The organism is Hymenobacter nitidus (assembly GCF_020447315.1).
In the GTDB taxonomy this organism is placed as follows: Bacteria; Bacteroidota; Bacteroidia; order Cytophagales; family Hymenobacteraceae; genus Hymenobacter; species Hymenobacter nitidus.
In genome coordinates this window covers 189569-211841 of sequence record NZ_JAJADQ010000004.1, presented here as the reverse complement: position 1 = coordinate 211841, position 22273 = coordinate 189569, and the positions used below count along the sequence as shown (strand labels likewise).

Genomic DNA, 22273 nt, shown 5'->3' with positions numbered 1-22273 from the left:
CCGGCCGGCCACGCGCTTGCCGGAGCCCGGGTTTCTGCCTACGTTTAGCCATGGCTAGGCTTTCCTCAGTACAGCGGGCTTCTTCCGTTTCTTCTTTTATTACCCGCGTTCCGGCGTGGCTGTTCGTGGCGCTGCTCGTGCTGGGTGCCGCTGGCCTCTGGAAACTCTCCGTACCCGCCCGGCTTGCCCGGCGCCTGCACGCCTTCCAGGCGGGGCGCCACGCCGAAACGGCCGTGGCCGCAGCCGCCCCGCAGCTGCACGACGGCGACCTGATCTTCCAGACCTCACAGTCGGCGCAGAGCCGGGCCATTCAGCTGGCTACCAAATCGGAATACAGCCACTGCGGCATCCTGTTCCGGCGCGGCCAGGAGTGGCGCGTGTACGAAGCGGTGCAGCCGGTCAGTGAAACGTCATTGGCCAAATGGGTAGCCCGGGGCAAAGACGGCCGCTTCGTAGTAAAGCGCCTGCGCGACGCCAAAACCGTGCTGACGCCCCAGGTGCTGCAGCGCCTGCAAGCGGCCGGCCGGCAGTATCAGGGCAAGAACTACGACCTCTACTTTGGCTGGAGCGACGAGCGGATTTACTGTTCAGAGCTGCTCTGGAAGATGTACAAAACCGCCACCGGCCGCGAAATCGGCCAGCTCCAGACCCTGCGCGAGTTTGACCTGAGCCACCCGGCGGTGCAGGCCAAGCTGCGCGAGCGGTACGGCCGGAATATTCCCCTGGATGAGAAAGTTATTTCCCCGGTGCGGATGCTGGAAAGTAAGGAACTGGTAACGGTGCGGTAGCATCTGGCGGGCACCCGGAGTCAAATCAGAGGACGGGGCATCAAATTCACAGGAGCGCCCGTGAAAATCACGGGAACGAGCATGAAATTCACTCGGCCTCGCATGCTTTTCACAGGAGCTCCCGTGATTTTCATCTGGCGGCCTGCCGCGTAGTAGTGGGCGGGTTACGGGTTAGAATACTACTCCCCATTCTTGGAGGCTGGAGAAGGGGGTGTGATTAGCTTCCGGCATCCAGAACGACCTGTTTGGGGAAAAGCCTATGCCTCAGAGGCCCAAAGTCATTCCATTCGTACTTACTGTCTCGCACGAGGAACTCCAATTTCTTTGTTGTTCTACCGTATAGCCTGATATAGTACCTATTGCCATCCGAAAACGGAATTCCTGAAGCTGGAGGCCCACTTTCCAAACTGTGCGGCAGTAGCTCCTGCATATACCGCACAATTGCTGCTTCCTCGGCAAGGGTCAAGAGTTTATAGCCCACCAGGGTTAGCCGTCTTTCCGGCCCCCCTTGAGGGCAAGGCAGCGTATCCCGCAGCCAGACGGCAACCCGTGGCGCCAAGTTGCTCTGCTTATAGTCTAACCCATTTTGCTGCGCCTGATAGAAATCAAGATAAACCTTTATAACCTCCTGGGTCCCACCCCACTCCGTACAGGATGGTCCTGAAGCATTTAATTCAAGGGTATCTTGCCAATCCAGGGCCAGCGGGTGCTGAACTGCGGCAAGGGGTTCTAACCCTGATGCCCCCATTTCAGCCCACAGCAAAAACAGCCCACAGATGACGACGAACAACACCGGGAATAGCTTCTGCATACTTATACACTGTTGAATACTTGCCGACAATATATCCTATTCTCTTTCGGGCCGGGGCGAATAGTGGGCGAACTTCTGCCCCACAACTTTCTACCTTCACCTCGTTTACCCCGTTATTGCAAGCAACTTCCCGGCTATCTTCGGGGTTCTTAGTGCTCCATTCTTCGCTCTGCCTTTGCTGTCCACCGCTGCTTCTCCCTGGTTAATTCTGCTGTGCCTGGCCGTGGGCGCGGGTTACGCGGCTCTGCTCTACTCGGCCAAAGCGCCCTGGAGTAAGCCCGTGAACTACGCCCTGGCCGCGTTGCGCTTCGTGGTCGTGAGCTTCCTGTGCTTTCTGCTGCTCTCGCCCTTCGTCAAGACCACGACGACGACCAAGGAGCAGCCCACCATTGTGCTGGCCGTGGATAACTCCCAGTCGGTGGGCCTGTTTACGCCCCCGCCGGTACTCAGCCAAACGACGGCGGGCCTCACCCAGCTGGCGGCTTCCCTGCGCGCCAAGGGCTTTCAGGTCGAAACCCGCACGCTGAGCCCCGGCACCCGCCCGGCCCGGCCCGACTCCCTGCGTTTCCAGGCCGCTTCGTCCGACCTCGACGGCTTGCTGTCCGGCATCGGGGAAAGCTACGACGGGCGCAACCTGGCCGGTGTGGTGCTCGTGTCGGATGGCATTGTGAACCAGGGCCGCTCCCCGGTCTACTCCGAGTTTTCGTTCCCGATTTACAGCGTAGCCGTCGGCGACACGCTGCCCAAGAAGGACGTGCGCCTGGCCCAGCTGACCTACAACCGGGTAGCTTTTAGCGGCAACCGGTTCCCGATTGAAGCCGAAATCGACTACAGCGGCTTCAGTAGCGGCGAGGCCTCGGTACAGCTGCGCGAGAATGGCCGGGTGCTCGAAACCCGCCGCGTGCCGCTCACCGGTAGTCGGCGCAGCCAGAAAACGACTTTCCTGCTCACGGCCAACACGCCCGGCAAGCACCGCTACGAAGTGGTGGTGCAGCCCCTGGCCGGCGAGTTTACCACCCTCAACAACAATAAAAGCGCCTACCTCGAAGTAGTGAAGGGCAAGCTGCGCGTGCTGCTGGCCGGCGCCGCCCCCCACCCCGATCTGAAAGCGCTGCGGGCCGCCATTCAGCAAAACGACAACTTCGCCCTGACAACTTACCTGCCCGGCATCACACCCCTGCAGGCCCAGGACTACGACGTGGCCATTCTGCACCAGCTGCCGGCCCGCGGGGGCGTGGGAGCCGAGGTGCTGGCCGCCGTCCAGCGCCGCAAAGTCCCGACCCTTTACATCGTGGGGGCCCAGTCTGATTTTACTGCCTACAACTCCTTCGGCACGGGCCTCACCATCACGCCCCGCGGCTCCCAGACCGACGAAGTGACGCCGGTGCTGAACCCGGCTTTTTCGCGCTTCACCTTCGAGGAAGAAGCTTTGCGCCGCTTTGGGGCCTACCCGCCGGCGGCCGTGCCCTTCGGAGATTTGCGCGTGAACAGCGGCGCCGAAGTAGCCCTGTATCAGCAGGTGGGGCGCCTCAAAACCCAGAAGCCGCTGCTGGTACTCGGGGGCACGCCGGCCCAGCGCCAGGCCACGCTCCTGACCGACGGCAGCTGGCAGTGGCGCCTGCAGGAAGCCGCCGACCACACCGACCGGCCCGAAGCCTACGACCGGCTCATCATCCGGACCCTGCAATTGCTCACGGCCAACGCCAACAAGAAGCGTCTCGATGTGTATCCCACCCAGGACGCCTTCAGCACCGCCGATGACGTGACGTTCGGGGCCGAGACGTACAACGCTATTTTTGAGCGCATCTACGGCCAGCAGATCAAGCTGGCGCTGACGGATGAGCGGAGCCGCACCCGTACCTTCAGCTTTACCAACAGCGAAGATGGGGCACCGCTGCACCTGGGCGTGCTGCCCGGCGGCCTCTACCGCTATGTAGCCACCGCCACGCTCGGCGGCCAGCCCCAGCAGGACCGCGGCGAGCTGCTGGTGCAGGAGCAGCAGCTCGAAACCCTGGAAGCCCGCGCCGACCATAACCTGCTCTATCAGCTGGCGAACCGCAGCGGCGCCCGGCTGTACTATCCCGGCCAGTTTGCCCAGCTCACCCAGGATATTGAGAAGGCCAACGCCAAGCCCGTGCTCTACACGCAGGAAGATCTGAAGGACCTGATTAACCTGAAATGGCTGTTTTTTCTGCTGCTGGCGCTGATAACAGCCGAATGGGCCACGCGTAAGTATTCGGGCGGCATCTAGCAGCAGTGGCGCGAGGCTCCAGCTTCGCGTATCGTTGCTAAGGCCGTTTGACTGCACCAACGATGTTCAACGAACCGCGAAGCTGGAGCTTCGCGCTACTGTTTTCTTATGCGAATTCGCTTATTCCTGATGTCTCCTTGGCTGCTCACGTCCTGCAACAACTCTCCGGAAAAACGGGCCGAGCTGGCGGTGGGTGAATACGTGAGCAACCGCCTCGGCGACCCGGCCAGCTACCGGGCCGGTGAGTTCGACACTAAGCCCTTCACCCGCCAGGATTCGGCGGCGTATGCGGTGCGCGCGGCCCGGCTCGGCGCCGACAGCAGCACCGCAACACCGGCAGTTTCGGGAAAAGTAGCGCGGGGCGAGGTTCGGATTGGTACCTTTGTGCGCCATAGCTACCGCGAACAAACCAAAGCCGGCGACGTGAGTCGCGACAGTGGCGAGTTCGTGGTGTACCCCAGCGGCGACGTGGTACAGCTGATTCCGGGGCACCGGCTCCGGCCGCGCTAAGCCCGCCGCTTTTCCTGATTTTCTCTGTACCCCAAGTTTTTACGCTGATGCGCTACGTTCTCGTCAACAAACCCTTCGAAGTTCTCACCCAATTCACTGATGAGAACGGCCGCGCCACGCTCAAAGACTTCGTGCCCGTACCCGGCGTGTACCCCGTGGGCCGCCTCGACTACGACAGTGAGGGCCTCGTGCTGCTCACCGATGACAAGGGCCTGCAGCACCGCCTCTCGGAGCCGCGCTACAAGGTACCCAAAACCTACTTGGCCCAGGTAGAAGGCGTTCCGACGGAAGAAGCCCTGGCCAACCTGCGCCGCGGCGTCGACATCAAAACCAGCTACACCGCTCCGGCCGAAGCCGAACTGCTGCCCGAGCCGCCCGCCGACATCTGGGAGCGGAGCAAGCCCATTCGCTTTCGGGCGGCCATTCCTACTTCCTGGCTGAAAATCACCCTCTCGCAGGGTATGAACCGGCAGGTACGCAAGATGACGGCCGCCGTGGGCTTCCCCACCCTGCGTCTGATTCGTGTGCAGATTGCCCACCTGCCCGTAGCGGGCCTGGCCCCTGGCCAGTGGCGCGAGCTGACCGAGGCCGAAGCGGCCAAGCTGCGCTCGGCCTACTCGGCCACCAAAATGCCCGGCGAACGAACCACCGCGCCCAAAGCAGCCACCGGCGCGGCCAAAGAGGACGCCCCAGCCAAGCCCGCCGGCGCGGGTCGTCCCGGCGGCTTCAAGTCGGGCGCCCCAAGAGCAGGGGGTGCCGGCAAACCGGCCGCGGGCAAAACCAGCCGCCCCACTGATGACAAGCCCAAGGGCAAATCGGGCTACAAGCCTGGCGCGGGCCGCAGCTCGGGCGCGGGCGGCCGGTCGGGTGGCGGCCGCAGCACGGGGCGGTAGTGAAACGCAGGCTGCTGGGGCTACTGCTGCTGGGTTTTCTGGCACTGAATAGCGTGGCGTTTCTGCACGCCTGGCGCTTCACGCACTTCACCAATGAGCCCGGCACCCACACCCAAAACCCCGAGCAGCTTTCTGTCCTGGATAAAGCCTGGGTGCTGCTCACGGGCATCCGAAACCCCAAGCCCCGCAACAGTGGCGCGCCGGCTTTTGCGTTTCGCACGGTTACTATTCCGGGGCCTAATGGTAAGCTGGAAGCCTGGTACAGCCCCGTGGCAAGCGCCAGGGGCACGGTAGCGCTGTTTCACGGCTACACCAGCAACAAGTCCAAGCTGTTGACCGAAGCCGGCATGTTCCGGCAGCTGGGCTACTCGGTTTTGCTGGTCGATTTTGCCGGCAATGGGGGCTCCGAAGGCTTTCAGACCACCGTGGGCTTCCGCGAATCGGCGGACGTGGCGGCGGCTTTTGCCTTTCTCCAGCAGCAGGATTCGGCTGCGCCGATTATCCTGTATGGCGCGTCGATGGGGGCCGTGGCCATTCTGCGGGCCGAGAGTGAGCTGGGCATCCGGCCGGCCGCCAATATCGTGGAGTGCCCCTACGGCAGTATGCTCCAGACCGCCGAAAACCGCTTTAGCTCCATGCACGTGCCGGCTTTTCCCATGGCCGGCCTGCTGGTGTTCTGGGGCGGGGTGCAAAATGGCTTCTGGGCCTTTGACCTCGATGCTACAGCGTTTGCCCGACACGTTACGACGCCTACGTTACTTATGTGGGGCGCCGCCGACCCGCGCGTAACCCGCGCCGAAACCGATGCCATTTATGCCGCCCTGCCAGGCCCGAAGCAGCGCCGCGACTTCCCCGGTGCAGGCCACGAGCCCTACTGGCGTAAGTACCCGCAGGAGTGGCAAACGACGATTTCAGGGTTTTTGGCTTTTTATTCAAAACGCAGACTATAGCTATGGACCTTCTGCAACGTATTCAACGCTGGTATCTAATCAATTGCAATGGAGATTGGGAACATAGCTATGGAATTTCTATAACTACTTTGGACAATCCAGGATGGTGGGTTAAAATCGATTTACAAGAAACTTGTCTTGAAAAGGCAGAACTAACGCAGCAGTCAACTGTAGAACGCTCCTTTACGAACTGGGTATCCTGGCATATTAAAAATCAGCAATTTGTGGCATTCGGCGGGCCTGAAAACCTTGATGAGATTCTGAGCTATTTCCTGAATGAAGTGCTACCGCAGCAAGGTGACCCAAAGTTCAAATACAGAGTTTGTATCCCATTACGAGACTATCCCGGCAGCATTTGGCGCCTAGCAAACGCCTCAATAGTAAATGAATGTCAGCTTAAGATTCTCTCTTTCTTCCCCCCAGAGGATTCCGCATCTTACATCATACATGATGAAAATTCCTTTAAGCCTTTTGAAGAGCTAAAGGCCACTTCTTTAGCAGACGCCGTTGCTGTAGCTAAACCGGGAGATATTATCACAGTCACTATTGAGGAGCATTTGTTTTCTACGAACCTAGGTTACACTGATACTGTGTTGGGCTAAGCCCAACCTACTTCTGCCCAGCTGTCAGCATTATTCAGCCGGCCGCTTCCCCTTAAAAGTCAGTCCGTCGCAAAATCGGCCACCTGACTCGGCTGAAATGACAATGTGTCACAGAAAAACCCCGTTTTCGGGGCTGGTACGCTGCTTGTCATTAGTCCGGCGCGAGTGATTCGCACCTTGACGCAGACACATCCAACACATAAAATACAACCAATCAAATGGGAAAAATAATCGGTATTGACCTCGGCACCACCAACTCGTGCGTGTCCGTTATGGAAGGCAACGAGCCGGTGGTGATTCCAAATAGCGAAGGCCGCCGCACGACTCCCTCGATTGTGGCGTTCCTCGACAACGGTAAGGGAGAGCGGAAAGTCGGTGACCCGGCCAAGCGTCAAGCCATTACCAATCCCCAGAACACGCTGCAATCCATTAAGCGCTTTATGGGCCGCGGCTTCTCGGAAGTAACCGAAGAGTCGAAGCACGTGTCGTATCAGCTCGTGAGCGGTTCGAACAACACGGTAGCCGTCAAAATCGGCGACCGGCAGTACACGCCCCAGGAAATTTCGGCCATGGTGCTTCAGAAAATGAAGCAGACGGCCGAGGAATATCTGGGCACCACGGTAACCGAGGCCGTTATTACGGTTCCGGCTTACTTCAACGACGCCCAGCGCCAGGCCACCAAAGAAGCCGGTGCTATTGCCGGCCTCGACGTGAAGCGCATCATCAACGAGCCCACGGCCGCTGCTCTGGCCTACGGCCTTGATAAAAAGCACAAGGACCAGAAGATTGCCGTGTATGACCTCGGTGGTGGTACTTTCGACATCTCGATTCTGGAGCTCGGCGACGGCGTATTCGAAGTACTGAGCACCAACGGTGACACCCACCTCGGCGGCGACGACTTCGACCAGGTTATCATCAACTTCCTGGCCGACCAGTTTGCCAGCGAAAACGAAGGCCTCGACCTGCGCAAAGATCCCATGGCTCTGCAGCGCCTCAAGGAAGCTTCGGAGAAAGCCAAAGTGGAGCTTTCCAGCTCTTCGGAGACGGAAATTAACCTGCCCTACGTAACGGCTACCGCTTCTGGCCCCAAGCACCTGGTGGTAAAGCTGAGCCGCGCCAAGTTTGAGCAGCTCGCCGATTCGCTGGTGCGCCGCTCGATGGAGCCTTGCAAAAAGGCTCTGCAGGACGCTGGCCTGAGCACGTCGGACATCGACGAGGTAATCCTGGTGGGCGGCTCGACCCGCATTCCCCGCATCCAGGAGGAAGTAGAGAAGTTCTTCGGCAAGAAGCCTTCAAAAGGCGTTAACCCCGACGAAGTAGTGGCCATCGGCGCCGCCATTCAGGGCGGGGTACTGACCGGCGAAGTAAAAGACGTACTGCTGCTGGACGTGACTCCGCTGAGCCTCGGCATCGAGACGATGGGCGGCGTGATGACCAAGCTGATCGAAAGCAACACGACGATTCCGACCAAGAAATCGGAAACCTTCTCGACGGCTTCCGACAACCAGCCTTCGGTGGAAATCCACGTCTTGCAGGGCGAGCGTCCCCTGGCTTCGCAGAACCGCACCATCGGCCGCTTCCACCTCTCCGATATTCCGCCAGCACCCCGCGGCGTTCCGCAGATCGAAGTAACCTTCGACATCGACGCCAACGGCATCCTGCACGTATCGGCTAAGGACAAAGGCACCGGCAAAGAGCAGAAAATCCGCATCGAAGCTTCTTCCGGTCTGTCGGATGCTGATATCGAGCGGATGCGCAACGAGGCCAAAGCCAACGAGGAAGCCGATAAGGCTGAGACGGAGCGCATCGTGAAGGTAAACGCTGCCGACTCGATGATCTTCCAGACGGAAAAGCAGCTGAAAGAGTACGGTGACAAGCTGAGCGCCGGCAACAAGACGGCCATTGAGAATGCGCTGGGCGACCTGAAAAAGGCGCACGAAAGCAAAGACCTCGGCCAGATTGACACCGCTATGGAGGCCATCAACGCCGCCTGGCAGGCTGCCTCGCAGGAAATGTACAGCGCTACTCAAGGCGACGCGCAGGGTCAGCCCCAGGGCTACCCCGGCGGCGACGGTGCCGCGCAGGGCAGCAACGGCCAGCAAGGCCAGCCCCACGACAACGTGACCGACGTGGACTACGAAGAAGTTGACGGCAACAAGTAATTCGTTGACCTGAACAGATAAAAAAGGGCCGGAAGCAATGCTTCCGGCCCTTTTTGTATTTTGCCGTATGCCTTCGGTCCTCTCCTATTCCTACCTGCTATTGCCGGCCTTGCTTGTCTCAGGCTTGTTCGCCGCCTCACCGCATACCCCTGTCCGCCGGCCTATACCTACCGTGCCCGCGGCTGATACTCTCCGCTTCCCGGCCACTTACGCCACGGCGTTGCCGGCCCTGGACCCAAGCAGATGGGAACAGGACTACGCGCGTTATCAACGCTTCCTGACCCCGGAGATAAAACGCACGCAGCAGGGTCTTTCTTTCACCGGGAATGACGGCGTGCGGACCTGGTGGTGCCAACCCTCGGCCAATCCGCACGCGCAGCTCGATACGACCACCCGGATTCAGGATCCGGCCCGGCTGCTGGGCCACTGGCGCAGCGTAGCAAACCGGCGGGTAATGCATATCGACTCCTTTTCCGTGAAGGACCAGAAGTTTTACCGCAGCGCCGTCGTGCGCGAGCAGCCGGGCAACGTCAGGCTGCAGGTTACCGACCAGAAATTCTCGTTCGACGTCGACTTGCCCAAGCCCCAGCACAAGGCCAGCAAATACACCCTGGTTAGCCAGCGCTACCTGTTGATGAAAGGGGCCGTGACGCAGGTTGGGCTGGATGCGCAGGGGCGGCTACTGCTGCACACCTGCGCCGTGACGGAGCGGCAGATTCCGGGCCGCTACCTCACCTACCAAACCATTATCTGGCAGACGATACTAGCCAAAGATTAAGTTCTGGTCTGCAGGGCTACTTCTGCTACCAGGCGCTTGCGGTTCGGTGCGGCTTTTCGGCTGGGGCAACAGCCATTGCACGCGTAGCGTCCCGACCCAAGGGCCGCCGGCTAGGGCAACTGCGCCAGCCAGCCTTTGGCTTCTGTTTCGTTGTCGAAGAGGCGGTACGTAAGGGCCGATTCCTGGGCCTCGCTCATCACCAGATTCACCGATAAGCGGGCAAAAACATCGTGGGGCAGCACCACGGCGCCATAAATCGACTCGCCCTGGGCAGTGCGCGCCACCCAGAAGTTCTGAATCCAGGTGCGCTCATCCTCCGTGAAAGGCGACATTTGGTGCTGGTCGCCGAGCAGCTTGCGCCACCCCCGGGCCCGCAGCAGCTGGCTGGCATGGGTCAGGAAGGCCTGCATATCACTTAGATTCCTCTTGCCCGGGTTGTAGGCCACAATAGCATACCCGTCGGGGTGCTCCAGCAGGCGCCCAACCGGATTTTCGAAGTATAGTCGGGGGCTCGTTTGTTCAGACATGTTGCAGATAAGCAGGCGGCGAAGTGCCAAGCATAGTTTGGCACAAATTCAATACGCGCAGCCAGGGCGAAAGGATGTGCAAAATAAAGCTAAACAGCTTTATTTACCCGTCGAACACCATGTATATCACGCCGAAGTTATATTTACGCCGATACTATTGGTTTCCCCTATCCGAACCGACCAGTATAGTTAATGCAGGATACCATCACACGAGCTATGGCTTCTTTTATAATCATTGGGGCCGGCATTGGCGGGCTCACAACGGCGCACGCGCTGCTAAGTCAGGGGCACTCGGTGCGGGTATACGAGGCCGCCGCGCGGCTGCGGGAAATTGGCGCCGGCGTGGTGCTGGGCGCTAATGCCATGCGCAGTCTCAGCCGGTTGCAGCTACAAGAAGCCGTGCAGGCCCAGGGCACTCCCATTACCCGTCTTTCGCTCAGTAACCAGCAGGGCCAGACGTTGCAAACCACGGACCCGACCTACTTTGCGCGCAAAATCGGCTTCGACAACCTGGGAATTCACCGCGCGGCACTGCAGCGGGTGCTGCTGGCCGGCCTGCCCGCGGGCATTGTCCGGCTTGGTACTCGGTTGGAGCGGTTTGAGGCTACTGCGGCGGGTGTAACGGCTCATTTTGCCGATGGTTCGCAGGCGCAAGCCGATGCGCTTATCGGGGCCGACGGTCTGCACTCGGCGGTGCGGCGCCAGCTACTGCCGGCTAGTCAGCCGCGCTTTGCGGGCTACACCTGCTGGCGGGCCGTGGTTGAGGCCCCGCAACTGGCGCTACCCGTGGGCAGTTCCATGGAAATCTGGGGCAACGGCGGGCGGCGCATCGGGTTCGTGCCCGTGGGCCAGGGGCAGGTTTACTGGTTTGCCTGCCTGAACAGCGCCGAACCGCGCAACCCGCACTTCGCGGCATTCCGAGTAGCCGATCTGCAACGCACCTTCGCCGATTTTCCGGCTCCCATTCCCGGGCTGCTGGCCTGCACCACCGACGCCCAGCTGCTTTGGAACGACATTCTGGACTTGCCGCCGCTGACGGCCCTGGCCTACGGGCGGGTGCTGCTGCTCGGCGACGCGGGCCATGCCACCACCCCCAATATGGGCCAGGGGGCCGGGCAGGCCGTGGAAGACGCGGCCGCCTTGGCCGACTGCTTAACGGCTACTCCGGATATTACGGCGGCTTTTCAGGCATTCGAGCGGCGGCGTCTGCCCCGCACCACGCGCATCGTCAACATGTCCTGGCAGCTGGGGCGTATGGCCCAGCTCGAAAACCCGGTGCTGGTGGGCGTGCGCAATGCTCTAATGCGCTGTCTGCCTCAAGCCGTGAGCCAGCAGCAGATGGCCTGGCTCTACGAGCTGTAAGCTTGCTGTTAGGTAGTTAGCTCCTTTTTGGGTTCGGGTTGCCGAGCCTCTTCGGTCTCTTCCTCCTTTTCTTCCGCAAAGCCCTCCTGTATTTTCTCAATGGCCTCCTGGTGGTCCTCCACGTCGGCCTCTTCGCAGTTTTCTTCCTGTATTTCCTTGTCCTGGGGCTCGTAGCTGAGCTTGAGGTAGATAGGAAAATGGTCGGAGCCGACGTAGGGCAGCCGCTGAATGTCGTCGACCTTAAAATCGGGGGACACGAATACGTGGTCGAGGGGCCAGCGTAGCAGCATGTAGTCGGCGTGGAAGGTGGGCAGCAGGCCGCGGCCCACGCGTGGGTCGAGCAGGCCGCTGATGCGCCGAAACAGCTCCGACGTATGGGACCAGGCCACGTCGTTCATGTCGCCAAACACGATGGTCGGCTCCTCCTTCTCCCCGATTTCCTTGCCGACCAGCAGCAGCTCCGCGTCGCGCTTGGTACTGGTTTTCGACTCGGCCGGCGCCGGGGGCTTGGGGTGCAGCCCGAATATCCGCACTTTGGTGTGCCCATCGGCCAGGATAACGCGCCCGTGCAGGGAGGGCACGTCGTCGTCGAGCAGGTACTTTATTTCGCACTTTTCCAGGGGCAGACGCGAGAAGAACAGCAGGCCGTAGGTGTTGTCGAGCGGCTCGTGGCAGGTGTAGGGGTGCGTTTCCTCCAGGGGCTTGAGCTGCTCATACCACCACTGGTCGGTTTCCACGGCCATAATCAGGTCGGGGTCCGTTTCCTGCAGCACGGCCAGCGCCCGGGCCCCCTGCTTGTTATACTGCAGCACGTTCATCACGGCCAGGCTCAGATGACGGGCGCCATCGGTCCGGGTGCTGTCGGCAATCTGCTTGCTGGCTACGGGCGTGTAGGGCACAATACGAAACGACTGGTACACCACCGCGGCCCCCAATGCGGCCAGCAGCCCCAGGCCCCAGTAGCCCGGCAGCTGGTGCCAGTTCAGCGCCAGGCCCGCACCAATGGTGAGCAGGGCTATGGCGACAATCTGCAGGCGGGGAAAGTCAAAAATCCGGATCCACCAGGCGGTTTCGCGTAGCAGCGGCAGCAGCGTAGCCACCAGCGACGCCAGCGTGAGCAGCAGCGTCAGCCCGTGGGCCAGCAGAATCCAAAGGGGAGCGTCTAGGTCAGGCACAGAGGGGAAATTGTGAAGTTGTAGAGGTGCGGGCTGACAAAGTGGTGCGTTGAAGTTTAAAAGTCGGGCAGCTAAGATCGGTGAGCAACAAACCCGCCATTCTTTCAACTTACCAGTTCACCTATTCGTCGCTGAATCCACCTTTGCGGAGCTCCTCGATAGTACGCATCACTTTGTCTTTGAGCGAAGTACGGTACTTTTCCAATACATCAGCCAGGCGGGCGTTGCTCAGCGCCAGCATCTGGGTGGCCAGTACAGCAGCGTTGGCGGCGCCGTCGATGGCCACCGTAGCTACCGGTACGCCGGCTGGCATCTGCAGCATGGACAGCACCGAGTCGAGGCCGCGGATGGAAGTCGAGGAGTTGATGGGCACCCCGATGACGGGCAGCGTGGTGAAGGAAGCCAGCATGCCGGGCAGGTGGGCCGCCCCGCCCCCACCGGCAATAATGACGCGCATGCCGCGCTTGCGGGCCGTTTCGCCGTACTCGATGAGGCGGTAGGGCGTGCGGTGCGGCGACACCAGCGTAATTTCGTGGGGCACGCCAAACTGCCGCAGCAGCTCGGCCGCCGCCGACATGATTTTCAGGTCGGACTGGCTACCCATGACGATGCCAACCAGCGGGGTATCACGGTAATCGTCGGCGGCCGGAGCCGCGGGAGAAGCAGTGTTCATGCAAATAGGATGAAAAAAAGGCGGGTGGGGTGCCTTCTAAGCGCTTGTACGCGACAGTAATGCTACGGTTGGCTTTCCAAACATACCATTTTAACCTGTTTGCTGATACCCAATCCCTCGTACCTTTACCCGCCTTCCACTTCCCCGCCTCGGTACATGGAAATACTACTAGCCACCTTCACCACTCTGTTTTCCGTCGTGAATCCCTTCGGGGCCATGCCGGTTTTCCTGACCCTGACGGAGGAAGATTCGCCTAGTCACCGGGCACAGATCGGGCTGCGGGCCTGCCTGTATATGGTGGGGGTGCTGTCGGTATCGTTTTTTGCGGGCCAATACGTGCTCAACTTCTTTGGCATCAACATTCACCACCTGCGCATTGCGGGCGGCATTCTGCTCATGCGCTCGGCTTTCGACTTGCTGACGCCGGGCGGCAACCGGGCCAAGGTGTCGGAGGCTACGCTGGAGGAAAGCATGCACAAGGAGGACATTTCGTTTACTCCGCTGGCCATGCCCATGCTTTCGGGGCCGGGCTCCATGGCCGTGTGCATCGGCCTGTTTACCGAAAAGCTGACCTACCTTGACATGGGCCTGATTTTTTTCGGCTTTGTGTTGGTAGCCGTGGCCGCTTATATTATTCTGATGTCGTCGTTGCGCCTGACGCGCTTTCTGGGCCGGCCCGGCATGGCGGCCCTGGCCCGCATCATGGGTTTTCTGACCCTGGCTATCGGGGTGAATTTTATGGCTACGGCCATCAAAGCGCTGTTTCAGGAGTAGCAACGCGGGGGCATTTCAGCTTTAAGTGGCCCGCCGTCCGTAGTATCTACCTCTTCCTGTTCCGTTCAGCCGACCTCTAACCGCTTTCCGTCATGGCCGCTTTCGATACTACCGAGCACTCCCACCGCCGCTTCAACCCGCTCACCGGTGAGTGGATTCTGGTGTCGCCGCACCGCTCCAAGCGGCCGTGGCAGGGCCAGCAGGAAGAGCCCGAAGCCGATAGCCGCCCCGCCTACGACCCCACCTGCTACCTCTGCCCCGGCAACACCCGTGCGGGCGGCGCCGTGAACCCCGCCTACGACAGCACCTTCGTGTTCGACAACGACTTCGCCGCCCTGCAGGCCGATGTGCCCGCCGGCAGTGTGAACGTGGGCGGCCTGCTACGGGCCGAAGCTGAATCGGGAGTGGCCCGGGTTATCTGCTTCTCCCCCCGCCACGATTTGACGCTGCCCGAAATGGAGCCGGCCGCCATCCGGCACGTGGTGGAAGTGTGGGTGGAGCAGTACCAGGAGCTGGGCGCACGGGACGACATCAACTACGTGCAGATCTTCGAGAACAAGGGCTTTATGATGGGCTGCTCCAACCCGCACCCGCACGGCCAGATCTGGGCCCAGCGCACTGTACCGGCCGATCCGGCCAAGGAAACGGTGCAGCAGGCCGCTTACTTTGCCGAGCACGGCCGCAGCCTGCTGCTCGACTACGTGGAGCTGGAACTTCGGGAACAAACCCGCGTGGTGTACCAGAATGAGCACTTCGTGACCTTGGTGCCTTATTGGGCCGTGTGGCCGTTCGAGACGATGATTTTGCCTCGCCGCCACGTCACCTCCATCGAGCAGCTGACCGATGCCGAGAAGAATAGCTTTGCCGAAGCCCTGCGCGACCTGACCATCCGCTACGACAACCTGTTCCAGATTTCTTTCCCCTATTCCGCTGGCCTGCACCAGCGCCCCACCGACGGGCAGCAGCACGAAAGCTGGCACGTACACATGCACTTCTACCCGCCCCTGCTGCGCTCAGCCGCGGTGCGCAAGTTTATGGTGGGCTACGAAATGCTGGCCAACCCCCAGCGCGACATCACCCCCGAATGGGCCGCCGAGCGGTTGCGCAGCCTGCCCACGGTGCATTATAAGCAGGCGGCCAAGAAGTGACAGTAAAATAGTACAATCAACCTATTATCTTAATATTACTCCGTGTGAATCAACTAGGTTAGACCAACCCCTCTATATGAATGCATATATCATAAGTATTTGCACAAGCGTTATTATCACTTTAACCTTAACATCTTGTAGCAAGAAAAATATATGCAAATCAGAAGGTAAGTATATAAAGCATGTTGATTTAAATAAAGCCCATTTGATTCCCAGCACCTACTGTATCGAAGGTTATAGTCATCATAAGTCAGTTAACAAAGGATTTATTAAGTTAAATATCTACGACAGGACAACTGGAAACCAAATAAATGAAAGTGTCGCTTGGCTTAATAACCAAAAGATTCATATTGAAAAAGGAGCAGCAGAAAAAGAGGTTGAGTCTGGTTCCTATGAACTAGATGTAAGTGCCCTTAGCACCTCTTCTCTTTCAATAAAAATTAAAAATATAGATATTCCGAAAGGAAAATCTGTGACAGTAAATGTCTTTTTAGGAAGCAGCTTACAATTCTAAATGCTACAAATAGAGGAATAGAGTAAGAGCTTTCCTTAAGCTTAAAATTGATAGACTTTACGACATCTGAGAGCCTATTCCTTTTAAGTTATGCTCTACTCCTGCACTTCTCTTAGGTATTGCTGCCCCGCAGGCCGTAACTTGCGCCCGATTTCCGGCATCCCTGCCTTTTTCTATGCTCAAGAACGACCTCCTGCTCCGCGCCGCCCGTGGCGAAGAAACCGAACGTACTCCCGTGTGGCTCATGCGCCAGGCGGGCCGTATTTTGCCTGAATACCGTGCCCTGCGCGGCCGCCTGAGCGGCTTCAAGGAGCTGGTAGAAACGCCGGAGCTGGCTGCCGAAGTCACCATTCAGCCCGTGGACGCCCTGGATGTGGATGCGGCCATTATCTTCTCCGATATCCTGGTAGTGCCCGAAGCCATGGGCCTTACCTACGAAATGGTGGAAGCCCGCGGTCCGCTGTTTCCCGAAACCATTAAATCGGCGCAGGACGTGGCCCGGATGCGCGTGGCCGACCCCGAGGAGCACCTGGGCTACGTGCTGGAGGCCATTCGCGTGACCAAGCGCGCCCTGAACGGCCGGGTTCCGCTTATCGGCTTTGCCGGCGCGCCCTGGACGATTCTGGCTTACATGGTGGAAGGCCACGGCTCCAAGACCTTCAGCAAGGCCCGCCGCATGCTCTACACCGACCCCGAGCTGGCCCACGAGCTGCTGGACAAAATCACGCGCACCACTATTGCCTACCTGCAAGCCCAGATTGAGGCCGGCGCTAACCTGGTGCAGGTGTTCGACTCCTGGGCCGGCATCCTGCCCCCCGACCACTACCAGCAGTTTTCGGCCCGCTACATTGCCGCCATCTGCGACGCCATGCCGGCCGATATTCCCGTCACGGTGTTTGCCAAAGGGGCTTGGTTTGCCGTGCAGGACTTCGCCCATTTCAACTGCCGCACCATCGGCCTCGACTGGAACGAAGACCCGCGCCTGGTGCGCGCCGCCATCGGCACTGGCAAAACCCTGCAAGGAAACCTCGACCCCTGTGCCCTCTACGGCAGCCGTGAGCAGGTCCAGACAGCTACTATTGAGATGCTGCGCCGCTTCGGTCCCCACGGCCACATTGCCAACCTCGGCCACGGTGTATACCCCGACACCGACCCCGACAACGTGCGCGTGTTCATCAACACGGTCAAGGAATTCAGCACCCTGGCCCGCGAAGGAAACATCTAGCCAGTCCTTACGGGACGGCACGTTTTGTCCTTGCAAGGACGCAGGACGAAGCCATCCGGTCGCTGCGAAGTGACAAACGCTCTTTTACCAGAAAGCCCTTTACTACTGCCGTAGTAAAGGGCTTTTCAGTTTAGAAAGCTCAGTACATTTCAGAGGCCGGATGGCCGCGCGTTGCTCGTAATGACTCATTCCTCACATTGGCTCTTCAGCCCTTCAGCTCATTAAACCCGTTGCTTGGGCTTCTTCCAATAGCAACTGTTTTTCTATTGGCACCACGCCGACCTGCTCGCAGACCAGGCCGCCGCCGAGGTTGGCCAGGGCAGCAATAACCGGCGGCTCCAGGCCCAGGGCTACACATAGCGCGGCAATGCTGATAACCGTGTCGCCGGCCCCGGATACGTCAGAAATCATCCGCAGGTGGGCCGGAATGTAGCTACGGCCACTTTGCTTTGACTCGCTGAACACACCCCGCTCCGAAAGGGTAACCAGCACGATTTCGGGCAGCAGCAGCTCGCGCAAACGCGCTACGGCAGCTTCAAACTGGGGCCGGTCGGCATCGGTGTCGCCGAACTCCAACTTGAGGCCCTCGCGCAACTCCTTCAGGTTGGGCTTGAACAGGGTGCAGTGCTGGTAGGCCAGAAAGTTCTTCTTCTTGGGGTCGACGACGGTGGGAATGCCCTTCTGCCGGGCCAACTCAATGAAGTAGGCAATGCTGCCGGCGTTAAGCACGCCCTTATCGTAGTCCTCGAAAATCACCACGTCGGCGCGGCTGATGAGGGCTTCGTAGCGGGCCTGCAGCTCCCGGGCTTCCAGCACATTCAGGTCGGTTTCTACTTCCGAGTCGATGCGCAGTAGGTGCTGCCCGGCGGCCAGAATGCGCTGCTTCACGGTGGTGGGCCGGGCGGCGCTGCGCACGATGCCCTCGGCCGAGAGGTCCTTGTCGCGCAGCAGCTCCAGCAGCTGGTCGCCACCGTTATCCTCGCCGATTACGGCGCACAGCAGCGGTGTAGCGCCCAGGGCCTGCACGTTCAGGGCTACGTTGGCGGCCCCGCCCAGGCGCTGCTCGGTGCGGCTCACGTTTACCACGGGCACGGGCGCCTCGGGCGAGAGGCGGCTGGCTTTGCCCCACACGTAGGCGTCCATCATCACGTCGCCCACGATGAGCACGGTCAGGCGGTTGAAGGCATCAAATACGGCGGGAAGTGTGGCAGGCGAAGCAGCAGTCGACATCAAGGCAAGTGGTAAGAGAAGCGGCAAAGGTAAACAGGCGCGGCGGGATGGGCGGTATGCAGGATTGCAGAGTGGGATTGAGTAAAAAAGAACTGTCATCCTGAGCAAAGCGCAGGACCCTATTACGGCAGTCGAAGTCGTTGTTACGGCTCGTTCTACTGTAATAAGGTCCTGCGCTTTGCTCAGGATGACAGCCGTTTCTTAGCGACCTAATGCGAAAAGCACATTCTACACCAGCTTATCCAGACTCACCTTGATGCGGCGGAAGGCTTCGCGCAGCTTGTCGTCGGCGGCGGCGGTGCTGAAGCGGATGCAGCTGGGCGCCCCGAAAGCCTCACCCGTCACGGCCGCCACGTGGGCGTCGTTAAGCATGTACAGGGCTAGGTCGGTGGCCGTATTGATAGCGGAGCCATCGGGGGCAGTGCGGCCGAAATAAGCGCTGACGTCAGGAAAAATGTAGAAGGCGCCGCTGGGCGTGGGCGTTTTAAAGCCCGAAATTTCCTTCACCTGCTCCAGCACCATGTCGCGGCGGCGGCGGTAGGCTTCCACCATGGTATCGGCCGAGGAACGGCCGCCCTGCAGGGCGGCCAGGGCCGCGCGCTGGGCCACCGAGCAGGTACCGGACGTAATCTGGCTCTGCATTTTCTCGCAGGCGGCGGCAATCTGCTTGGTAGCGGCCAGGTAGCCCACGCGCCAGCCCGTCATGGCGTAACCTTTCGAAAAGCCATTCACCGTAATCACCCGGTCCTTGATTTCGTCGAACTGGGCCAGGCTGGCATGCTCACCCACGAAGTTGATGTACTCGTAGATTTCGTCGGCCAATACGTGTACCTGGGGGTAGCGGGCCACCACTTCGGCAATGCCGGCCAACTCCTCGCGCGAGAAAACCGAGCCGGTCGGGTTGCAGGGCGAGGAATACATGATAAGCTTGGTGCGGGGCGTAATGGCCGCTTCGAGCTGTTCGGCCGTCACCTTGTAGTCGTTTTCCAGGGTACCCAGCAACGGCACGCTCACGCCCTCGGCCAGGCGCACCATTTCCTCGTAGCTTACCCAGTAGGGCGCAAACACGATGACTTCGTCGCCGGGATTCACCAGGCTCATCACGGCATTGGCCAGGGCCTGCTTGGCGCCGGTGCTTACCACGATATTCTCGGCTTGGTACTCCAGCTGGTTTTCGCGCTGAAGCTTGGCAGCAATGGCTTGGCGCAGGTCCAGGTAGCCAGGCACGGGCATGTACTTGGTGTAGCCTTCATCCATGGCCTTTTTAGCGGCCTCGCGGATGTATTCCGGCGTGTCAAAATCCGGCTCGCCAAAGCTCAGATTAATCACGTCGATGCCCTGGGCCATCAGCTCGCGGGCTTTTTTGGCCATGGCAATGGTTTGAGACTCCTGCAGGGCGCTGATGCGCTCGGACAGGACGGAAGTAGGTGATACGGCGGCAGTAGTAGCCATAGAAAACAGGTTGGGATGGGAGGCTGCAAAAGTACGGATTTGCCCCCGAATTGGCCGGGACGCTGCTGGCTTGCCGCACCCGACAAGGGCCGGAATCCCCGGCAACGTGGGCAAACAATTCTGGGCAAACAATTTAAATTGTTTGCCCAGAATTGTTTGCGAAACAACGACCCGGCTTTTCACCCCTGCCGGCCTAGTTCGCGCAGGCAGTGCAGGATAATGCTCAGGTCCATAGAGGGCTCGTAGTCTTTGGCGTAGAGCAGCTCCAGGCGGCGGCGCGTGGCCTCAGTAAGGGCGGCCTGGGCGTGGGCCGCATCGGCGGGCGAGAGGATGGCCCGGGCCGAGCGGCGCGGCGGCGCGGCGTGGCGCAGGCCCACCCAGGTGCTGCTGCCCGACAGCACCCGCAGGCAGTTGCGCAGAAAGCCTGCCTTTTCCTTTTGCAGCCAGACAATCAGCGGTGAGCCCAGCAGCAGCGCCAGACTCAGGAACACGTCGAGCAGGCGCTTGTTGCGGGCTTGCTGGGGCTGGTAGAGGTTCAGGGCAATGTCGAGGGCATAGTAGTCGCCGGGCGCGTCCTTGCTGGAGCTGCCGATGATGTACTCACTGTCTTCGGGCAAGATCTTGTAGGCCACCGGAGGCTGCTGGGGCAGCTCCACCATCAGGGCAATAATCTGGCTGGCGGAAAGGTCCTTGCCGCAGAAAATCAGCTCATCCAGCGCGTAGATGCGGATAATATCGTCGAGCTGCCGCACTTCGCCGAGGGAGTCGTCCGGCGAGGTGGTGAAAGGGTGAGACGGTGAGTTTTCCTGTTCAGCGGCGTTGGGGGTTACGTAGCCGATGATGCGGGCCTGCACGGCGGCAGTTTCCAGCAGCTGGCGCACCCGCTTGCTTTCGGCGGCCGAGCCTACAATAGCCACGTTTTTCTGGCGCCGCTCGTTCAGGCGCAGGTCGCGGTAGCGCCAGAAGTGCAGAGCCAGGCGCCGCCCCACCAAGGCGGCCACGCTCCAGACGCCGCCCAGAATGATGAGGGCTTTGGAGAAGCGGTAAGCATCCAGGAAGTTGGAAACGGCCGAAATGAGCACCGTTCCCAGGAAGATACCGCGCACGATACGGCCGGTTTTGGTGGGCTGGTCGTAGGCCCCGCTGAAGTAGGCCGAGGTGAGCCACACCACGATGTAGGCCGGCACGGCCAGGAGCATAAACTCGGGCGGGTAATCGGTGCGCACGTACTTGTGGTTCTGTTCCCAGTAGGATTTCAGAAAGTACATACCTCCGTAAATCAGGCCGGCATCGAGCAGCACGGGCGCGGCCTGCAGCAGCAGCCGCTGCCCCACGGCCAACCCCGCCCGCAGCCAGATGGCCAGGTTGATGAGCAGGGAAAACGTGCCGGCGCGCTGCGGGGCGAAGTGCTTGCGGGCAAAAATCACCATGGCCCGGTAGAACACGAACACGTAGTTGACGCTCGTACGCTTGGTGCTCTCGCCCTTGTAGTGAATGATGCGGGTGCCGGGGAAGTAGTAGTTTTTCCAGCCGCCCTGGGTTAGGCGGTACGAGAGGTCGATGTCCTCGCCGTACATGAAGTAGTCCTCGTCGAGCAGGCCGACCTGGGCCAGGGCGGTGGCGCGCATCAGCATGAAGGCCCCGCTGAGCACTTCAATTTCGTGGGACTGGTCTTTGTCGAGGAAACCCAGGTGGTAGCGGCCAAACGTGCGCGACTTCGGAAACAGACTGGCCAGCCCGAAAATCTTGTAGAAGGCCACAGCCGGCGTGGGCAGTCCCCGCTTGCTTTCGGGCAGAAACTTGCCCTGGCCATCGAGCATTTTCACGCCCAGGCCGCCGGCCTGCGGGTGCTCGTCCATGAAGGCGCAGCAGGCCCGGAAGGTATCCTCCTCCACCACCGTGTCGGGGTTGAGCAAGAGCACGTACTCGCCCCTGGACACCCAAATCGCCTGGTTATTGGCCTTGCTGAAGCCGGGATTGTCCTTGTTTTCGATCAGGATAACCTCCGGAAAGCGGGCCCGCACCATGGCCACCGAGCCGTCCACGGAGTTGTTGTCGACCACGAAAACCTCAGCCGGTGCGCCCAGCTTTTCCACCGCCCGCCGCACCGACAACAGGGCCTGCTCCAGAAAATAGCAGACGTTGTAGTTGACGATGACGATGGAAAGCTTCACGGCGGGCAATGGGCGGCGGGGTCAGGAGCGGCGAAAGTTACGCAGCGCACCCGGTATTGCGAGGCCCCGCAACAAAACCGTATTGTGGCCAAGCCTAAGATGGAGGTCGTGACGCGGTTTTCCTGCCTTTGCCAAGGGCGACGCCATCCGGCTTCTTTCCCTCATGTCCTTGTGAGCATTCTGCGCATGAAGCAGAGACGTAGCAATGCGTCCTCTGAAATGTAGAAAGCTTTCTAAAGTGAAAAGCCCCTTGCTACGGCGGTAGTAAGGGGCT

At 60.1% G+C, this 22273-nt stretch carries 20 protein-coding genes; 13 read left to right on the top strand and 7 right to left on the bottom strand.

The window, feature by feature from the left end; all coding sequences use genetic code 11:
- Positions 1 to 50 precede the first annotated feature (50 nt).
- A complete protein-coding gene (locus tag LGH70_RS09280; protein ID WP_226184957.1) occupies positions 51 to 788 on the top strand; it encodes a YiiX family permuted papain-like enzyme in 738 nt (245 codons plus the stop codon).
- A 217-nt stretch (positions 789 to 1005) separates the two neighbouring features.
- Here LGH70_RS09280 and LGH70_RS09275 read toward each other — a convergent pair whose 3' ends face one another.
- The gene (locus LGH70_RS09275) at positions 1006 to 1599 is read right to left on the bottom strand and encodes a hypothetical protein (RefSeq protein WP_226184956.1); all 594 of its coding nucleotides are present in this window, start codon (positions 1597 to 1599) and stop codon (positions 1006 to 1008) included.
- Positions 1600 to 1774: 175 nt separating this feature from the next.
- On the opposite strand from LGH70_RS09275, the gene LGH70_RS09270 reads away from it, so the two are divergent.
- The 7 genes from LGH70_RS09270 (at position 1775) to LGH70_RS09240 (ending at position 9745) form a co-directional block, all read left to right on the top strand.
- A complete protein-coding gene (locus LGH70_RS09270) occupies positions 1775 to 3850 on the top strand; it encodes a VWA domain-containing protein (RefSeq protein WP_226184955.1) in 2076 nt (691 codons plus the stop codon).
- A gap of 108 nt (positions 3851 to 3958) precedes the next feature.
- A complete protein-coding gene (locus LGH70_RS09265; RefSeq protein WP_226184954.1) occupies positions 3959 to 4360 on the top strand; it encodes a hypothetical protein in 402 nt (133 codons plus the stop codon).
- Between the two features lie 47 nt (positions 4361 to 4407).
- Positions 4408 to 5253, top strand: a complete 846-nt coding sequence (locus tag LGH70_RS09260) for a pseudouridine synthase (RefSeq protein ID WP_226184953.1) — start codon at positions 4408 to 4410, stop codon at positions 5251 to 5253.
- Positions 5253 to 6203 carry an alpha/beta hydrolase gene (locus tag LGH70_RS09255; protein ID WP_226184952.1) on the top strand — a complete coding sequence of 317 codons (951 nt, stop codon included), beginning with the start codon at positions 5253 to 5255 and terminating at the stop codon, positions 6201 to 6203. Before LGH70_RS09260 ends, LGH70_RS09255 begins: the two co-directional genes overlap by 1 nt.
- Entirely contained in the window at positions 6149 to 6805 is a 657-nt protein-coding gene (locus LGH70_RS09250; RefSeq protein ID WP_226184951.1) for an immunity 53 family protein, read from the top strand. Before LGH70_RS09255 ends, LGH70_RS09250 begins: the two co-directional genes overlap by 55 nt.
- Before the next feature lie 218 nt (positions 6806 to 7023).
- A complete protein-coding gene (dnaK, locus tag LGH70_RS09245) occupies positions 7024 to 8967 on the top strand; it encodes a molecular chaperone DnaK (protein WP_226184950.1) in 1944 nt (647 codons plus the stop codon).
- 172 nt (positions 8968 to 9139) lie between these two features.
- Positions 9140 to 9745: a hypothetical protein gene (locus LGH70_RS09240; protein ID WP_226184949.1), complete on the top strand. Its 606-nt coding sequence runs from the start codon at positions 9140 to 9142 to the stop codon at positions 9743 to 9745.
- Positions 9746 to 9855: 110 nt separating this feature from the next.
- Here LGH70_RS09240 and LGH70_RS09235 read toward each other — a convergent pair whose 3' ends face one another.
- Positions 9856 to 10272, bottom strand: a complete 417-nt coding sequence (locus tag LGH70_RS09235; protein ID WP_226184948.1) for a hypothetical protein — start codon at positions 10270 to 10272, stop codon at positions 9856 to 9858.
- Positions 10273 to 10488: 216 nt separating this feature from the next.
- Between LGH70_RS09235 and LGH70_RS09230 the strand changes: the two genes are divergently transcribed.
- A complete protein-coding gene (locus tag LGH70_RS09230; RefSeq protein WP_226184947.1) occupies positions 10489 to 11634 on the top strand; it encodes an FAD-dependent monooxygenase in 1146 nt (381 codons plus the stop codon).
- An 8-nt stretch (positions 11635 to 11642) separates the two neighbouring features.
- Here the strand turns inward: LGH70_RS09230 and LGH70_RS09225 are convergent, their stop codons facing one another.
- Positions 11643 to 12809, bottom strand: coding sequence for an endonuclease/exonuclease/phosphatase family protein (locus LGH70_RS09225; protein ID WP_226184946.1), 1167 nt, complete (start codon positions 12807 to 12809; stop codon positions 11643 to 11645).
- A gap of 121 nt (positions 12810 to 12930) precedes the next feature.
- Positions 12931 to 13482 (bottom strand): 5-(carboxyamino)imidazole ribonucleotide mutase, encoded by a 552-nt coding sequence (gene purE, locus LGH70_RS09220; RefSeq protein ID WP_226184945.1) that lies wholly within the window; start codon positions 13480 to 13482, stop codon positions 12931 to 12933.
- Between the two features lie 156 nt (positions 13483 to 13638).
- Between purE and LGH70_RS09215 the strand changes: the two genes are divergently transcribed.
- From LGH70_RS09215 to hemE, 4 genes are all read left to right on the top strand, one after another.
- A complete protein-coding gene (locus LGH70_RS09215; RefSeq protein WP_226184944.1) occupies positions 13639 to 14256 on the top strand; it encodes a MarC family protein in 618 nt (205 codons plus the stop codon).
- Between the two features lie 92 nt (positions 14257 to 14348).
- Positions 14349 to 15404, top strand: coding sequence for a UDP-glucose--hexose-1-phosphate uridylyltransferase (locus LGH70_RS09210; protein ID WP_226184943.1), 1056 nt, complete (start codon positions 14349 to 14351; stop codon positions 15402 to 15404).
- A gap of 76 nt (positions 15405 to 15480) precedes the next feature.
- The gene (locus LGH70_RS09205) at positions 15481 to 15918 is read left to right on the top strand and encodes a hypothetical protein (RefSeq protein ID WP_226184942.1); all 438 of its coding nucleotides are present in this window, start codon (positions 15481 to 15483) and stop codon (positions 15916 to 15918) included.
- A 175-nt stretch (positions 15919 to 16093) separates the two neighbouring features.
- Entirely contained in the window at positions 16094 to 17143 is a 1050-nt protein-coding gene (gene hemE / locus LGH70_RS09200; RefSeq protein ID WP_226184941.1) for a uroporphyrinogen decarboxylase, read from the top strand.
- A gap of 213 nt (positions 17144 to 17356) precedes the next feature.
- Here the strand turns inward: hemE and LGH70_RS09195 are convergent, their stop codons facing one another.
- From LGH70_RS09195 to LGH70_RS09185, 3 genes are all read right to left on the bottom strand, one after another.
- Positions 17357 to 18373, bottom strand: coding sequence for a bifunctional heptose 7-phosphate kinase/heptose 1-phosphate adenyltransferase (locus LGH70_RS09195; protein ID WP_226184940.1), 1017 nt, complete (start codon positions 18371 to 18373; stop codon positions 17357 to 17359).
- A gap of 228 nt (positions 18374 to 18601) precedes the next feature.
- Positions 18602 to 19825, bottom strand: a complete 1224-nt coding sequence (locus tag LGH70_RS09190; RefSeq protein WP_226184939.1) for a pyridoxal phosphate-dependent aminotransferase — start codon at positions 19823 to 19825, stop codon at positions 18602 to 18604.
- Positions 19826 to 20004: 179 nt separating this feature from the next.
- On the bottom strand, positions 20005 to 21999 hold the full coding sequence (locus tag LGH70_RS09185) for a glycosyltransferase (RefSeq protein WP_226184938.1): 1995 nt from the start codon (positions 21997 to 21999) through the stop codon (positions 20005 to 20007).
- Between the last annotated feature and the right edge of the window lie 274 nt (positions 22000 to 22273).

Excerpts from the sequence above, each read along its gene's own strand:
- LGH70_RS09280 (WP_226184957.1), top strand. The coding sequence starts at position 51 with ATGGCTAGGCTTTCCTCAGTACAGCGGGCTTCTTCCGTTTCTTCTTTT.
- LGH70_RS09275 (WP_226184956.1), bottom strand. The coding sequence starts at position 1,599 with ATGCAGAAGCTATTCCCGGTGTTGTTCGTCGTCATCTGTGGGCTGTTT.
- LGH70_RS09265 (WP_226184954.1), top strand. The coding sequence starts at position 3,959 with ATGCGAATTCGCTTATTCCTGATGTCTCCTTGGCTGCTCACGTCCTGC.
- LGH70_RS09260 (WP_226184953.1), top strand. The coding sequence starts at position 4,408 with ATGCGCTACGTTCTCGTCAACAAACCCTTCGAAGTTCTCACCCAATTC.
- dnaK (WP_226184950.1), top strand. The coding sequence starts at position 7,024 with ATGGGAAAAATAATCGGTATTGACCTCGGCACCACCAACTCGTGCGTG.
- LGH70_RS09235 (WP_226184948.1), bottom strand. The coding sequence starts at position 10,272 with ATGTCTGAACAAACGAGCCCCCGACTATACTTCGAAAATCCGGTTGGG.
- LGH70_RS09230 (WP_226184947.1), top strand. The coding sequence starts at position 10,489 with ATGGCTTCTTTTATAATCATTGGGGCCGGCATTGGCGGGCTCACAACG.
- purE (WP_226184945.1), bottom strand. The coding sequence starts at position 13,482 with ATGAACACTGCTTCTCCCGCGGCTCCGGCCGCCGACGATTACCGTGAT.
- LGH70_RS09215 (WP_226184944.1), top strand. The coding sequence starts at position 13,639 with ATGGAAATACTACTAGCCACCTTCACCACTCTGTTTTCCGTCGTGAAT.
- LGH70_RS09210 (WP_226184943.1), top strand. The coding sequence starts at position 14,349 with ATGGCCGCTTTCGATACTACCGAGCACTCCCACCGCCGCTTCAACCCG.
- LGH70_RS09205 (WP_226184942.1), top strand. The coding sequence starts at position 15,481 with ATGAATGCATATATCATAAGTATTTGCACAAGCGTTATTATCACTTTA.
- hemE (WP_226184941.1), top strand. The coding sequence starts at position 16,094 with ATGCTCAAGAACGACCTCCTGCTCCGCGCCGCCCGTGGCGAAGAAACC.
- LGH70_RS09195 (WP_226184940.1), bottom strand. The coding sequence starts at position 18,373 with ATGTCGACTGCTGCTTCGCCTGCCACACTTCCCGCCGTATTTGATGCC.
- LGH70_RS09190 (WP_226184939.1), bottom strand. The coding sequence starts at position 19,825 with ATGGCTACTACTGCCGCCGTATCACCTACTTCCGTCCTGTCCGAGCGC.